Annotated in this window: 10 protein-coding genes; 7 read left to right on the forward strand and 3 right to left on the reverse strand. The window is 36.8% G+C overall.

Annotated elements, in window-relative coordinates:
- Positions 1 to 75 precede the first annotated feature (75 nt).
- The 6 genes from gcvP to QUD79_RS06055 all read left to right on the forward strand — a co-directional run bounded on the left by gcvP (position 76) and on the right by QUD79_RS06055 (position 7,577).
- Positions 76 to 2,970 carry an aminomethyl-transferring glycine dehydrogenase gene (gene gcvP / locus QUD79_RS06030; RefSeq protein ID WP_184425074.1) on the forward strand — a complete coding sequence of 965 codons (2,895 nt, stop codon included), beginning with the start codon at positions 76 to 78 and terminating at the stop codon, positions 2,968 to 2,970.
- Between the two features lie 272 nt (positions 2,971 to 3,242).
- Positions 3,243 to 3,368 (forward strand): hypothetical protein, encoded by a 126-nt coding sequence (locus QUD79_RS06035; protein WP_281401850.1) that lies wholly within the window; start codon positions 3,243 to 3,245, stop codon positions 3,366 to 3,368.
- A 53-nt stretch (positions 3,369 to 3,421) separates the two neighbouring features.
- Positions 3,422 to 3,937, forward strand: coding sequence for an NUDIX hydrolase (locus QUD79_RS06040; RefSeq protein ID WP_184425075.1), 516 nt, complete (start codon positions 3,422 to 3,424; stop codon positions 3,935 to 3,937).
- 156 nt (positions 3,938 to 4,093) lie between these two features.
- Positions 4,094 to 5,290, forward strand: coding sequence for a hypothetical protein (locus QUD79_RS06045; RefSeq protein WP_184425077.1), 1,197 nt, complete (start codon positions 4,094 to 4,096; stop codon positions 5,288 to 5,290).
- Positions 5,291 to 5,580: 290 nt separating this feature from the next.
- Complete coding sequence (locus QUD79_RS06050) at positions 5,581 to 6,537, forward strand: MBL fold metallo-hydrolase (protein WP_184425079.1); 957 nt, start codon at positions 5,581 to 5,583, stop codon at positions 6,535 to 6,537.
- 224 nt (positions 6,538 to 6,761) lie between these two features.
- Positions 6,762 to 7,577 carry a mechanosensitive ion channel family protein gene (locus QUD79_RS06055; RefSeq protein ID WP_184425081.1) on the forward strand — a complete coding sequence of 272 codons (816 nt, stop codon included), beginning with the start codon at positions 6,762 to 6,764 and terminating at the stop codon, positions 7,575 to 7,577.
- Between the two features lie 308 nt (positions 7,578 to 7,885).
- On the opposite strand, the gene QUD79_RS06060 is transcribed toward QUD79_RS06055, so the two are convergent.
- Together QUD79_RS06060 and QUD79_RS06065 are read right to left on the reverse strand one after the other, a co-directional pair.
- Positions 7,886 to 9,013, reverse strand: a complete 1,128-nt coding sequence (locus QUD79_RS06060; RefSeq protein WP_184425083.1) for a PQQ-dependent sugar dehydrogenase — start codon at positions 9,011 to 9,013, stop codon at positions 7,886 to 7,888.
- Between the two features lie 415 nt (positions 9,014 to 9,428).
- Positions 9,429 to 11,255, reverse strand: a complete 1,827-nt coding sequence (locus QUD79_RS06065; RefSeq protein WP_184425085.1) for a DUF885 domain-containing protein — start codon at positions 11,253 to 11,255, stop codon at positions 9,429 to 9,431.
- 313 nt (positions 11,256 to 11,568) lie between these two features.
- Here QUD79_RS06065 and QUD79_RS06070 point away from each other — a divergent pair, with 313 nt between their 5' ends.
- Complete coding sequence (locus QUD79_RS06070; protein WP_184425087.1) at positions 11,569 to 14,457, forward strand: M16 family metallopeptidase; 2,889 nt, start codon at positions 11,569 to 11,571, stop codon at positions 14,455 to 14,457.
- A gap of 322 nt (positions 14,458 to 14,779) precedes the next feature.
- Here the strand turns inward: QUD79_RS06070 and QUD79_RS06075 are convergent, their stop codons facing one another.
- Positions 14,780 to 15,394: a peptidylprolyl isomerase gene (locus tag QUD79_RS06075; RefSeq protein WP_184425088.1), complete on the reverse strand. Its 615-nt coding sequence runs from the start codon at positions 15,392 to 15,394 to the stop codon at positions 14,780 to 14,782.
- Between the last annotated feature and the right edge of the window lie 51 nt (positions 15,395 to 15,445).

A 15,445-nucleotide genomic window follows, 5' to 3' on the forward strand; every position in this document is an offset into this window, starting at 1 on the left:
AGTTAAAAGCCCTGAACAAAGTTCAGGGCTTTCTTTTTATTTATTAATAACGTTATTTTATAGAGACGCTGTTTTATGACTACTCCATCTTTGTTTGAATTAGAGCAAACGCAAGACTTTATTCGTCGTCACATTGGCCCAGACGAAGCGCAAACCCAAGCGATGTTAAATGAAATTGGTGCAGAATCAGTTGATGCACTAATTGATGAAATTGTACCAAGTGATATTCGTTTAGCTGATTTACCCAATATTGAAGCAAGTAAAACAGAAGTTAAGGCACTTTCAGACTTAAAAGAAATTGCTCGCAAAAATATCGTTAACGAAACGTATATTGGTTTAGGCTACTACGGCACATTAACGCCAAATGTAATTTTGCGTAACGTATTAGAAAATCCAGGTTGGTACACAGCTTATACCCCGTATCAGCCAGAAATTGCGCAAGGTCGTTTAGAGTCGTTACTTAACTACCAACAAATGTGTATTGACCTAACAGGCTTAGAGCTAGCATCAGCCTCATTACTTGATGAAGGCACCGCAGCCGCTGAAGCAATGGCATTAGCCAAGCGTGTTTCAAAAAACAAAAAATCAAACCTATTCTTTATTTCAAGTGATGTGTATCCACAAACAATTGATGTGGTTAAGCAGCGTGCAGAAATGTTTGGTTTTGACATTATTGTTGCTCCTGCAGTTGAAGCCCCAGAACATGATGTTTTTGGCGCATTATTACAATACCCAAGCGCTACGGGTGAAGTAACAGATATTGGCGATTTAATTGCTAAAATTCATGACAATAAAGGTATAGTTGCCGTTGCTGCCGACATTATGAGTTTAGTTATGTTAAAAGCGCCAGGCGAACTTGGTGCAGATGCTGTTATTGGTTCAACCCAGCGTTTTGGTGTGCCAATGGGTTATGGTGGCCCTCATGCTGCATTCTTTACCACGTCAGACAAATACAAGCGTTCACTGCCAGGGCGTATTATTGGTGTTTCTAAAGATACTCGCGGTAACCAAGCATTGCGTATGGCAATGCAAACACGTGAACAACATATCCGTCGTGAAAAAGCCAACTCAAATATTTGTACAGCACAAGTCTTATTAGCCAATATGGCTGCATTTTATGCAGTTTACCATGGACCAAAAGGCTTAAAAGTAATAGCAGAACGAATTCATCGCTTTGCTGATATTTTAGCGCACGCAGCAAATATTAAAGGCTTAACGCCACTGCATGGTTTTTACTTTGATACCTTAACGTTTAACGTTTCTACCGACTTAAAAGCAGAAATAGTTGCTCGCGCATTGGCAAAAGGCGTAAACCTGCGCACCGATGTTGAAAGTCAAATCAGCATTTCAGTTGATGAAACAACCACCCGTGAAAATATGTTCACCTTATTTGATATTTTATTTGGTGAGGATCATGGCTTAAACATTGAAGGTATTGACGCAGAAGTACGTGCACTTGGTAATATTTCAATTCCAGAATCATTAGTACGTGAATCTGCAATATTAACGCACCCAGTATTTAACTCATACCACTCAGAAACTGAGATGTTACGTTACATCAAAAAGTTAGAGAATAAAGATTTAGCGCTTAACCATTCAATGATCTCGCTTGGCTCATGCACAATGAAGCTAAACGCAACTGCACAAATGATACCAGTGTCTTGGCCTGAATTTGCCAATATGCATCCATTTGCGCCAATTGAACAAGCACAAGGTTATAAGCAAATGCTTGACGAATTGGGCGATGCGTTAATTGAATTAACCGGATACGACAATATTTCTCTACAACCAAACTCAGGTGCGCAAGGGGAATATGCCGGACTTATTGCAATTCATAAATATCACCATAGCCGTGGCGATGCACACCGTAATATCTGTTTAATACCTTCATCAGCCCATGGTACAAACCCAGCATCTGCAATGATGGTTGGTATGAAAGTGGTAGTCGTAGATTGTGATAAGCAAGGTAATGTTGACATGGCTGATCTTAAAGCCAAAGCGGAAGAATTAGCAGACAACCTTTCTTGCATTATGATCACCTACCCGTCAACACACGGCGTATATGAAACAACCATTGCTGAAATTTGTAACATTGTTCATGAACATGGCGGCCAAGTATACCTTGACGGCGCAAACATGAACGCACAAGTAGGTTTAACTTCTCCAGGTTATATTGGTGCAGATGTTTCTCATCTTAACTTACATAAAACATTTTCAATACCACATGGCGGCGGCGGACCAGGTATGGGGCCGATAGGTGTTAAATCTCACCTTGCACCATTCTTACCTGATCATAGTTTAGTTACAGTAAACGAAGCTACCAAAGGTAATGGCGCAGTTTCAGCAGCACCATTTGGTAGTGCGGGTATTTTATGTATCTCATACCTTTACATTGCTTTATTAGGTAGAAAAGGTGTAACTGACTCAACTAAATACGCAATTACCAATGCAAACTACTTAGCGAAAAAACTTAGCGAGCATTACCCCATTTTATACTCAGGTAAAAATGGCCGGGTAGCGCACGAATGTATTATTGACCTACGTCCAATTAAAGCCGCTTGTGGTATCACTGAAGTAGATATGGCAAAACGCTTAATTGACTACGGCTTTCATGCGCCAACTATGTCTTTCCCGGTAGCTGGCACATTCATGATCGAGCCAACAGAGTCTGAGTCTAAAGTAGAGCTAGACCGCTTTATTGAAGCAATGGTTTGTATTCGTAACGAAGCCCGCAAAGTAGAGTCTGGCGAGTGGAGCAGTGAGAACAACCCATTACACAATGCACCGCATACCTTAGCTGATATTACCGACGCTAATTGGGATAGAGATTACAGCATCGCTGAAGCAGTATTCCCTGTGCCAGCAGCGGCTGCTAATAAATTTTGGCCAACAGTAAACCGCATTGATGATGTTTATGGCGACCGTAATTTAATTTGTAGCTGTCCTCCGATTGAAATGTATAAAGACTAGGTAATTATTGTTGAGGATCATTAATTAAGTTGGTTAACGATTTAATTTAGATGGTTAATTTAATTAAGTTGGTTAACTTCCTCATTAACTAATTTTGAAAGGCGAATCAGAAATGATTCGCCTTTTTTATATTTTACAATCAAATGAAAAGGGGTGGTGATATTTAATTGTTTATTATACCAATCTCACTAACTATGTGATCATTTCTACTGGCTAAAACAATCAACTACTGCGTTATTTATTTTATAATTATTGCTACAAGGATGTAGCTTATGTGGGCAATGCAGGAGCATCACTGCCCTGAGCAACTAGTTATGAAAATAAACGCCTTGTATTTGACTGTTTTTACTGCGTATAAAGTAGAACACTTAATTAATGAAACTGGTATTATTTCTTGATTATGCTGCTTGTGCGCCCCATAACTGAAATACACTACTATCAAAAGCTTATTATGCGTCTATTAAAGTCAACAAAAGTAACCGATTTACATTCTAATATTGATCACCACTTTACGCGTGAAGCCACTCGCGCGATTGTATTAAATGGTGAGAATATTCTCTTGTTATATACCAAGCGCTATCATGATTACAGCTTACCTGGTGGCGGCATTGATGACGGTGAAGACAATATAACCGGCTTAATACGTGAATTACGCGAAGAAACTGGCGCGCAAAATGTTACTAATGTAGAGGCATTCGGCTGTTATGAAGAGTATCGTAATTGGTATAAAGAAGGGTATGACGTAGTGCGTATGCTTTCCTATTGTTATACCTGCGAAATAGATCAAGAACTTCTAGCTCCCCAATTTGAACCGCATGAAGTTAACAATGGTATGCAAGCACTTTGGATGAACATCCACGAAGCCATCCGTCATAATGAATTGGTGATGCAAGGTAGTGAGAAAAAAGGCTTGTCGATTGAACGTGAAACCTTTTTATTAAAGCGTATAGTTGCTGAGTTAATTTAAATAATATTAACAGGGACGCGTCAGCTATAAAAAATTAAATGTCTCCGTTCCCTTTTATTCTTATATTTATTAATCTAAACATAAATTATTGTACATAACTTATGTTTATATTAAAATTTTTAAAAATATTTACTTAAAAAACAAGCGATAACAATAATGATGTTACTCAAAAACTATTTCTTAATAGTACTTTTTTTCTGCTCTTTTAATTCATTTTCAAGTGAGACTGTTAATTTAAAAAATAGTGAATCTATTTACACCTTATCTTTAACTTCTAGGTCTCATTTTGATAACTATGTATCTGAAAACATGGACGGAACATTAAATTATAATTGGGATAGCGCTACAGCTTGTCTTAGTCCTTATGTGGATAATGTGGCAATGAAGAAGATCCTCAACAATAATATTGATTGGTTCAAAAAGGTAAAAACTAAGCCTTTTTATAACCGCGAGGTGTATTTGAAAAACAATGATTTTTTGCAGTCTATCAAGCAACCTAACTCTCATGCATACATGATAATGAGAGGGCCTGTTTCTTATAGTTTTTTTACGTTAGGGACAAATAAAAAAGAATGTGACATTCTTATATTCAGTGAGAGTGAATTGAATGTTTTGGCCGAGAATGAAAAGCGCGGTCGATACGATTGGATTAAATTAAAAGATAAGTACCGTAATTTAAAGAGTTTTAGCATAAAGTCGATTTGGGAAGGGGATATATTTAAACCTAGTAGTAATTGGGAAATGGGAATATTGAAATTTGATCAAATAATAGATAGCAAGTCGTTAAATAAGTACATGATGAGCAATGCTAATGATATAGAAAACAAAAAAAACGTTCAGAAAGAATTATACAAGAATGGGGTTGATTACTTTTTTGTTAAACTGCCAAGTTATAAAGTCAATTATGAATTTTGTGGAATTCAATACAAAGTTAACAAAGAAACTCCATTGGAGTCTGCGATGGTTCATTTGGCCAATAAACCCCAAAATACATATATTGCAAAAAACATTACTGAATTGTTTAGGCGTATTATTAAAGACTCAAATGCTTGCGGAATTCTACAGGCAGAACCCGCTGATTTAGACAAATTAAAAACTGCTCTTAAAAGAAGAGATATGACCGTCGAACTCATGGATTATTATGTTTCTAAAGAAAAGTTTAACGCTTTAGATAAAGCAATAAGTAAAAGAAAAATAGAAATTAAGAAAAATAAAGCTTTACTCAATGAACGTATGACTGACTACGAATGTACTGATGGATTAGCATACCTTGCAGAGCAATGCGTTTTGACTGATAAAACTAAGGCTTGTTTAGCATATAATGCCATGTATGACAGGTGTGCAAAAAGATAAGTTATATATATTGGTCTGTCCTTTTATGGACCCCATCTATGCACCGACTAGACATCTAAGGCTAAAAGAAACGCTTGAGCAAATTGAGAAAGTTCAATCTCTGCTTGTTCAAGCGGACTACCCCAACAGAGACCTTCACTATTTAAAAGGGGAGTGCAATTTAATTGTTTTTATAATCAGTCAGACTAAATTGACATGAACTTGGCAAAGCTTCAATTATTTACACCGCTCATATTTATTATTATGGTTACCTAATAATAAGTGATACCAAATCAGCAAAAGGAAGACGAATGAAATTGCATAAATTACTCTCTATATTATCTATATCAATTACTTTGAGCGCTAGTGTTAGTGCTAATGAAGCTAAACTTTATCAAGTTGAACAGTTAAAGGTAACTACGCTGTCAACTATGTTAGCAAACCGCGGAATAGGTGAGTGGGGTTACGCTGCACTTATTGAAGTTGACGGTCGTAAAATATTATTTGATACAGGTAATCGACCGCAAACTGTACTGCAAAATGTTAAAGATCTTAATGTAGACCTTTCGGATGTTGAAGATGTTATTTTAAGCCATAATCATGGCGATCATACTGGTGGGCTAGAAACCTTAAGAGCACACTACCAAAAGTTAAACCCTAAAGCGCTTTCGCACGTGCATGTAGGGAAGGGGATTTTTGCAAAACGTGTTGGGCGAGCTAATCGAATGTTAGCAATGAAAAGTGCGCTAGAAAATCAAGGAGTAGTGTTTAGTGAGTATGCTAATGTTAAAGAAATTTATCCGGGTGTTTGGTTAACGGGTAATGTTGCACGTGTCCATCCTGAAAGAAACTGGGGAGGAAGAGGTAGAATTGAAACGTCAGATGGGCAAATAGAAGACAATATCCCTGAAGATATGTCGTTAGTTATTAATACCAAAGACGGTTTGGTATTGGTTGCTGGCTGTGGACATGCGGGTATTATTAATACGATGGAGCATATTGTTAAACATATTTCTCCTCATAAAATTACTACGGCAATAGGCGGCTTTCATTTAGTTAATGCTGAAGATCAACACTTGGCTTGGACGGCGAATAAGCTTAAGCACTTTGGTTTACAAAACTTGATGGGAGCGCACTGTACAGGTATCAATTCTGTATTTGCATTGCGTGAGTTATTACAGTCAAACAGAGAGCAAGTAGTTGTAGGTTCAGTTGGCGACAGTTTTAGCTTAAGCGAAGGGGTTAAACCTGGTGGTATCGCGAGGTGATTTTAGCCAAAGTAAAAGGGATTCAAGTTTTATTGTTATAGGTATTTTTCTTTCTAAACAGAAACTTTTAGGGATATTTCTATTTTTATTCTATATTAATTGAGGAATTTTTACTTGTGATTACTGTTCGGGTTAAGTTTCACATTAAGAATACTCTAATGAGAGTAATACAATGAGTTTAGTACTCATTTATGAGCTCTAAAATGAATCAGGGAAATAATAATATGAATACAGATGAAATAATTAGCCAAATTACCAGTATGGCTGTGCTTTACGGACCAAAACTCATTGGCGCGATATTGGTTTGGATCATTGGTGGCTGGGTAATTAAAGTTATCAGTGGTGTTGTTCAAAAAACAATGAATAAAGCGGGTACTGATCCGTCGTTGAAGCCATTCTTATCAGGCATTGTAAATGGCCTGTTGAAAGTAATGTTAGTTATTACGGTGCTGGGAATGTTAGGCATCGAAATGACCTCGTTTATTGCTATTATTGGTGCGGCTGGTTTAGCTATTGGTATGGCTATGTCGGGCACATTACAAAACTTTGCTGGTGGCGTAATGATCCTTGTTTTTAAACCGTTTAAAGTAGGCGATGTGATAGATGCACAAGGTTATGTCGGTACTGTTTCACAAATTCAGATCTTTAATACCATCTTAAAAACGCCTGATAATAAAACGATAATAATTCCAAATGGTGGGTTATCAACGTCATCTATGACCAATTACTCTACTGAGCCGAAAAGACGTGTTGATTGGACTATTGGTGTTGCCTACGGTGACGATTTAGATAAAGCGCGTGAGGTTATTAAGCGTTTATGTGATGCTGATGAGCGTATTTTAAAAGATCCTGAAGTGTTTATTGCTGTTTCAGCACTTGCCGACAGCTCAGTTAACTTTGCTGTTAGAGCATGGGTAAATGCGCCAGATTATTGGGCTGTATACTTTGCAATGAATGAAAATGTTTATAAAACGTTTGCTACAGAAGGGTTAAATATTCCTTTCCCACAAATGGATGTTCATTTACATAAAGATACTTAAGCTGTAGATGTCACTTTATAAGAAAGCGCTAATCATAAATGTGGTTGGCGCTTTTTATTAACTCGGGTTAAGCAAAGTTACTCAGTAAGCTATTTTTGAGCCTATCTACGTTGAATTTGTTGCCAATAGCCCGCTATTGGATCAAAAAATTCGCCTTGATATTCACAAAACTGTCAATACTGAGAAATAAAGGTTAGATTTTTTAAACAGTGAATTAAATTAAACTAATTAAAAAAAAACAATGTTTTATGTGAGAAAATCAACGTTCATTAACCCGAGTACAGGTTAACTAGAACAATGATTTACTATTATTTTGGTTCGAGCCTTTTTATACCTTCTCCATCAATTCCCACATAAATATAACCATCGTTACCTTGTAGTAAACTTCGTGTACGGCCAATATTTTCAAATACCCTCTCTTGGCTAATAACTTGTTTCTCTTGGATAGTTAGTAACACTAAATGATTAAATTTCATTGAACCTGCTAAAAACTTCCCCTTCAAAGAAGGGTATTTATCACTAGAGACATAAATCATACCTGATGGAGCAATTGATGGTGTCCAATGTAGAGCAGGTGATTGCATACCTTGCATCTCAGTTTTATCTGTAAAAGTTGTACCACTATAGTTGATGCCATAACTTACTAAAGGCCAGCCATAATTAGCGCCTTTTTTAATTATATTGACTTCATCACCGCCGCGAGGACCATGTTCATGAGACCAAATATTTTGGGTAACAGGGTCTATACTTAAACCTTGTGGATTACGATGACCATAAGAATAAATTGCGGTTTTAGCTCCCTCTGTAGTTACAAATGGGTTATCAATTGGAATACTACCGTCGTCATGTAGCCGATATATTTTGCCGCCATCTTTGCTAATGTCTTGTGGGAGTAAATCACGTTGACCTCTGTCACCTATCGAGAAATATACATAGCCTTTATCATCGAAAACAATTCTACTGCCATAGTGTTGGCCTTTTTGAGTGTTAGGCGTGGCTTTATACAGTAATTGTTGATTAGTTAATGACATTGTCGTTATGTTTAATTTTGCTCGCATAAGCGCTGTATTACTGCCAGAGTCTTCACCTTGTGGGCTTGCAAAAGTAAAATATAGCCATTGGTTTTTGCTAAACTGGGGGTGAAGGGCAAGATCAAGCAAGCCACCTTGTCCGTTACTATGAATTTCAGGTAGCCCAGTAATAGATTGAGTTAATAAACGGTTATTTTTAATTACACGAAGCTCACCCGAGCGTTCACTAATAACAATTTCTTTACTAGGCAGTTGTACCATAGCCCAAGGTATAGAAACGCCTTTCACCACTACATTGGCAGAAATATTTTTATCTAAACCGTTTGTTAGCATGGGTTGGCTATCGTAAGCATTGCTAACCTTACTAAGTAATAAAGCCAAGAATAATGTTACATATAATTTCATTATTTTCTCTATTGCGCGATTTATGTACAGTGTTATAAATATAGTAGGTAGAGTCAATAATCATTGAGTTTTTAACAAGGCGAACTTATACCAATCTCACTAACTATGTGCTTATCTCTATTGGCTAAAAATAACCAACCACTGTGTTATTTGTTTTATAATTATCGCTACAAGGATGTAGCTTATGTGGACAATGCAAAAGCATAATTGCCCTGAACAGCTTGTTATGAAAGCATGCATTTGAATGTTTTTACTGCGTATAAAGTAGAGCACTTAACTGATGAAACTGGTATTAGGCGTTGAAGTTATAATGACTAGAGGCGGGAGTTTAAGGTTTTGTTAGGGGGGATTTCTGATAAGAATCAATAGACCGCATGGGTCTATTGATTCTTGAGTGTTGGCCTAAAGTAGCAGGTTATTTAGCTAATGTATCTGCAATATATTTATCAATAAATCGCTCTAAAAGGTTAAGTGGTACAGCGCCATTTTTTAATACAACGTCGTGAAAGTCACGTAAGTCGAACTTATCACCTAGCGCTTTTTTAGCTTTTTCGCGCAAATCGAGTATTTTCATCATTCCCACTTTGTAAGAAGTTGCTTGTGCAGGCATTACAATATAGCGCTCAATTTCGGCGACAACATCAGACTGAGCCATGCCGGTATTTAATTTCATATAGTGAATGGCTTCTTCACGCGTCCATTTTTTATAATGAATGCCTGTGTCAACAACTAAACGAACCGCTCTAAATAGCTCAGCTTGTAAACGACCAATATTATCGAAAGGGTCGTTTTGAAATCCCATTTCCCATGCAAGATATTCACTATATAGCGCCCAACCTTCAACATAAGCGGTAAAAGGTGAAAACATTCTAAATAGTGGTAAACCTTCTAGCTCCATTGCTACTGCAATTTGAAAGTGATGTCCCGGAATACCTTCATGATAGGCCAAGGTGCGCATTGAATATTTTGGAGTCGCTTTAATGTCGTATAAGTTGGCAAAAAAGCGGCCTGGCCTACTACCATCAATAGCAGGTTGTTGGTAATAGGCACCTGGAGAAGTTTTTTCTTTAAATTCAGGAATTCTTACCACTTCCATTCCAGCCTTTGGACGTATTCTAAATGCGGAATCTAAACCAGCATCTATTTCATCAAGTATTGTTTGATAATCAGCTAAAATTTGTGCACGGCCAGCATCACTGTCTTCATAATAAAAACTCTCTTGTGCAGCTAAACTCTCAATTGCTTCAGTAAAGCCTTGAGTAACGTCGTAATTTTGTGCAGCTAAAATAGTCATTATTTCTGATTGGATACGGTTAACTTCTTTTAGGCCAACATCATGAATATATTGAGGTGTATAATCAGTTGTGGTGTAGAATTTCAAAGATGCAACATAAGCAGCTTCGCCATTGGGTAAGCGCCAAAAACCATCGTCGTTGGTCGCTTTTGATTGTAATGTTGTGAAGTAGTCAATTAATAACTGATAAGCAGGGTGAACATATTTATTAATATTACTTTTAGCTTTTGCGAGTAATTCTGTTTGCTCACTTTCTGTAACATTACCGCTATCTGTCATTTTTTTAGCTAAAGACGTATACAGAATGTTTTCTTCAATAGGCGTGTTTACAAAGCCATTCATTTCTTCAAGCACGCGCTCAATAACAAATAATGGTGGAATAATCCCTTTGTCTTCTCTTAACTTTATGCCTTCTAATTCTTGGGTAAATTTAGTTTTAATGAGCATTAATCGCGATAAATAATTATTAACATCATCAACATTATTTATTTGGTGCTGGGCTTCCATAAAGCTTGGGTAAGCGCTTTGAATACCAAATAATTGGTTTACAGGGTAGTCATGAAAACGAAACTGCTCGGTTTCCTGTGCAAAGTTAAGTAAATATAATGCGATTTCTTTAGAAAGAAGATCTGATTCACTTAAGCTTGCGTCATCGTACGAGTTGAGTGTGTTAAGTACTTGTTTCAACTTTACATACAGCTCATCAGATTTAGCTAAACTTGCATCGTCTAGCTTAGCATTATGACCTGTTATTCCTAACGACTCTAAAAAGCCTAACGAGGTTAATGTTTCAGGACTTTGAAATGCCATTTTAAGCACTTCACGATCGACAAAAGAACGAAACCTTATCGGTTTATCTGAATACCATTCATAAGATGCGAAACTTCCTGCAATAACGATTACCGAAAGTAATAATATGCCGAACCATTTTACTATTTTTTTAACCATAGAGGCCTCTGTTTTATATCAAGCTATTATTGAAATAGCCGAATTTATTATTATTGTTGTAATTCTTAATGGCAGTAAAAACTAACACGCCTTAATAACTCAGAATAATCTAAAAAAGCATCACTGTCTTTTTTTATATCATGATTTAAGTACAGCTAACCTTTTACGGAATTTAATAAATTTAGTAAATAATGTCTTACATTTATACATTGTACTTAAATTGTTACATATCGTTAGGCTTTATCCTGACAAAACTAATGAAAAACTTGTAATAGTTACTTAAGATATAGCAATAATAAAATAGGGAATTACCATGAAAAAGACATATTTAGCTGCGATTATCGCCGCAAGTTTATCGTTAACCGCTTGCGTGGCTACCAATACTGGTGCTAAAAATAGTGCATTAGCACAAGCATCTGAAAACAGTGCTAACAAAGTGTTCAGCCAGAAATATCTATTTAAAGAATTAGATAATGGTTTACGCGTTTTAGTGGTTAAAACAGACTATCCAGACCTAGTTTCCGTACAAATTCCTGTGTCTGTTGGTTCTCGAGATGAAAATGAAGTAGGCAAAACCGGCTTTGCACATTTCTTTGAACATATGATGTTTAAAGGTTCAGACAAGTACCCTCAAGCTGTTTATGCCGACTTATTTAAAAATGCAGGCGTTGATAATGGTGCATACACTACTAACGACTACACTAATTATCACCTAGACTTTTCCAAAGATCACTTAGATACCGTATTAGAAATTCAAGCTGATCATTTTAAAAACCTAAAATACACAGATGCACAGTTTAAAACTGAAGCATTAACAGTAAAAGGTGAATACTTAAAAAATAATGCGAGTCCTACACGTAAATTATTAGCGGCTGTGCGTAAAGAAGCGTTTGATACACATACCTATAAACATACCACTATGGGATTTTTTGAAGACGTAGAAGCAATGCCAAACCAAATTGCTTACGGTGAAAAATTCTTTAAACAATTTTATAAGCCAGAGTATGTGTCGTTAGTTATTGTGGGCGATGTTGATCCAAAAGCTACTATGGCAATGGTAGAAAAACATTGGGGAAATTGGGAAAAAGGTGACTTTGTTAACAACATTGCTCCTGAGCCAAAGCAGCAAGCACCGAAGTATGTTCATGAGAAGTATGATGGTTTACCAGGGCATTGGTTACTTGTTTCTTATAAAGGGGCCGATTGGCAACCTAAAGAAAAAGATAGAGCGGCATTAGATTTAGTATCTGAATTATACTTCTCAAATAACTCAGCACTATACCAAGAGTTAGTGGTAGAAAAGCAAGTGGCAAGCCAAATGTTTAACTACAACCCTGAAACTAAAGATGCTGGGCTACGTCATGTGTTCATTAAAGTAAACGATGAAAAAGACTTAGCCGTTGTGCGTGATGCGGTTAATGATACCTACGCGAAACTTCGCACAGAGTTAGTGTCAAGTGAAAAGCTAAATAACTTAAAGTCTAATTTGAAATATAGTTTTATCAATCGCCTAGACTCTTCTGAGTCTATTGCTTCAACGCTTGCGAGGTACATGCATTTTGACCGCGATCCTGAAACAATAAACCACCTTTATAATAGTTTTGACAATATTTCAGCAGAAGACATTAACCGTATTGCTAATAAGTATTTCATTGATGAAAACCGTACAACCGTTACTATGTCTGCATTAGACAAAGTGCCGGGCTTTGATCAAGAAGTAAACTTAAATGCTGCAGTTGCACAAATTGAGCAAGCCAAAACTAACCCAAGCGCGCCATTGTTTACTGTGCTTGATAAAACGAATGACTCACCGTTAATTGATGTGAATTTTCTTTTTTATACTGGAGCAGCAGCCGATCCTAAAGGTAAAAAAGGCGTAGCGGCATTAACAGCAGCTATGCTAACCAGAGGCGGCTCACAAACACGTAGTTATAAAGAAATTCAAAAAGAGCTGTATCCACTAGCCGGGCGCTTTTCGTCTCAACTTGATAAAGAAATGATGTCGTTCACTGGACGAGTACATAAAGATAACGCAAGTCAATGGTATCAGTTGATCAGCGATCAGTTATTAAATCCTGGCTGGCGCGAAGATGATTTTAAGCGTATTAAAAAAGACTTAATCGACAGCATTAAAGCTGGCCTTAAAGCGTCTAACGATGAAGAGTTAGGTAAAGAGGTGCTTTATAGTAAACTTTATCAAGGCCATGCGTATGAAAGCTTCAACAGCGGTGACTTATCTGATTTAGACAGTATTACCCTTGACGATGTTAAAGCATTTTACAGCGCACAATTAACACAAGCTAAATTAAACGTTGGTATTACTGGTGCTATGCCAAATGCGTTAAAAACTCAGTTAATGAGCGACCTAAGTACATTGCCAGCGGGAGATGAAAAACGTTTAACTATTGCTAAAGCACCTAAGTTAACTGGTCATCAAGCCACTATTGTTGAGAAAAACGCACAATCGACAGCTGTATCATTTGGTTTTCCAATCGACACAATACGTAGTGATCAAGATTGGGCAGCACTTTGGTTAGTTCGTTCGTATTTTGGTGAACATCGTAGCTCTAACAGTTACTTATACCAACAAATACGCCAAGAGCGTGGTATGAACTATGGCGACTATGCATATATTGAATACTTCCCTCGCGGTATGTTTCAAACAAAGCCTGATGCAAACTTAGGTCGTTCAAGCCAAATATTCCAAGTATGGTTACGTCCGCTACGTTCAAATAACGACGCGCACTTTGCCACTCGTGCTGCGTTATATGAGTTAGATAAGCTAATAGAAAATGGTATGAGCGAGAAAGACTTTTTAGCAACGCGTAATTACTTAACGAACTACGCACCGCAATTAGTTGCAAGCCAAGACAAACAGTTAGGTTACGCACTTGATAGTGAGTTTTACCAAACACCAGAGTTTGTTAAATACGTTCGCGACCAGTTTGCTCAGTTATCGTTAGCTGATGTTAATCGTGTTATTAAAGAAAACTTACAAACGGATAATATTCATTATGTTTTCATCTCTGGCGACGGTAAAGACATGAAAAAACGCTTATTGTCTGAGCAAGTATCACCACTGAAATACAACAGTGACAAGCCCGCTGATTTACTTGCTACTGATAAGATTATCGAAAGCTACAAATTAGCTTTACCAGCAAAAAATGTTGAAGTAATTGCCGTTGATAAAGTGTTTAAATAAACGTTATTAACAATTAACAATTAAGCATTAACCCTTTAATACTTAATGTAATTACCTCTAAGTTAAAACACCACGCTAGTCGTGGTGTTTTTTATTGGTTAATGCGTTTTTTCTAAGGTGTATTCATTTTGAAGATTGTATTAAACCTATACCTTATAACAATCTCACTAACTATGTGATCATACCTACTGGTTAAAACAATCAACTACTGCGTTATTTATTTTACAATAACCGCTACATGGATGTAGCTTATGTGGACAATAGGAGCATTATTGTCCTGAACAACTAGTTATGAAAATAAATACCTTGTGTTTGACTGTTTTCATTGCGTATCTTCTTTTTCTTCTTCAAGCACTACTACTCTAATAATAGTGATCATTTTTTTGGGGACGGTTGGATAGCCTAACTTGTCGCTATAGCCTACTTCTACTGCAGAGATTGCTTCAAGTACTTCGTAACCTTCGATAACCTCACCAAAAACAGCATAGCCCCATGAGTTCCCGGGGTCTAAATTAGTATTGTCGTTTAGGTTAATAAAAAACTGGTTGGTTGCAGAGTGGGCGTCGCTTAACTGTTTTGCCATTGCAATAGTACCTGTTTTATTTTTTAAACCGTTACCCGATTCATTGAAAATAGGTGGTGCAGGTTCAACCTCGCTGTAGTTGGTGTTAAAGCCTCCTGCTTGAATAAGGTAGTCTTGCTCTACCCGATGAATAAGCGTACCGTTGTACTGCTCTCGAACTACATATCCTAAGAAATTATCAACAGTAATTTGGGCTTTGTATCGGTCTAGTTCTAAAATTATATTACCCATAGACGTTTCAATTCGTACTTTAGGGAATATATTATTTGGCTGAATGTATTGCCCTTTGTTTTTTATAGCGTGCACTTGTAGCGACAATAATAGCGTAAAAATACATAATGAAATTCTAAACACAACCAACCCTTTTATATGATAAAAAACACCGCTAGTTTAGCAGTAAAATCT

This window comes from Thalassotalea piscium, assembly GCF_030295935.1.
Lineage (GTDB): Bacteria > Pseudomonadota > Gammaproteobacteria > Enterobacterales > Alteromonadaceae > Thalassotalea_B > Thalassotalea_B piscium.

What these genes read in the sequence shown, in the direction of transcription:
- QUD79_RS06040 (WP_184425075.1), top strand. Translation starts at nt 3,422, where the DNA reads ATGCGTCTATTAAAGTCAACAAAAGTAACCGATTTACATTCTAATATT.
- QUD79_RS06070 (WP_184425087.1), top strand. Translation starts at nt 11,569, where the DNA reads ATGAAAAAGACATATTTAGCTGCGATTATCGCCGCAAGTTTATCGTTA.
- QUD79_RS06060 (WP_184425083.1), bottom strand. Translation starts at nt 9,013, where the DNA reads ATGAAATTATATGTAACATTATTCTTGGCTTTATTACTTAGTAAGGTT.
- QUD79_RS06045 (WP_184425077.1), top strand. Translation starts at nt 4,094, where the DNA reads ATGATGTTACTCAAAAACTATTTCTTAATAGTACTTTTTTTCTGCTCT.
- gcvP (WP_184425074.1), top strand. Translation starts at nt 76, where the DNA reads ATGACTACTCCATCTTTGTTTGAATTAGAGCAAACGCAAGACTTTATT.
- QUD79_RS06065 (WP_184425085.1), bottom strand. Translation starts at nt 11,255, where the DNA reads ATGGTTAAAAAAATAGTAAAATGGTTCGGCATATTATTACTTTCGGTA.
- QUD79_RS06055 (WP_184425081.1), top strand. Translation starts at nt 6,762, where the DNA reads ATGAATACAGATGAAATAATTAGCCAAATTACCAGTATGGCTGTGCTT.
- QUD79_RS06050 (WP_184425079.1), top strand. Translation starts at nt 5,581, where the DNA reads ATGAAATTGCATAAATTACTCTCTATATTATCTATATCAATTACTTTG.
- QUD79_RS06035 (WP_281401850.1), top strand. Translation starts at nt 3,243, where the DNA reads ATGTGGGCAATGCAGGAGCATCACTGCCCTGAGCAACTAGTTATGAAA.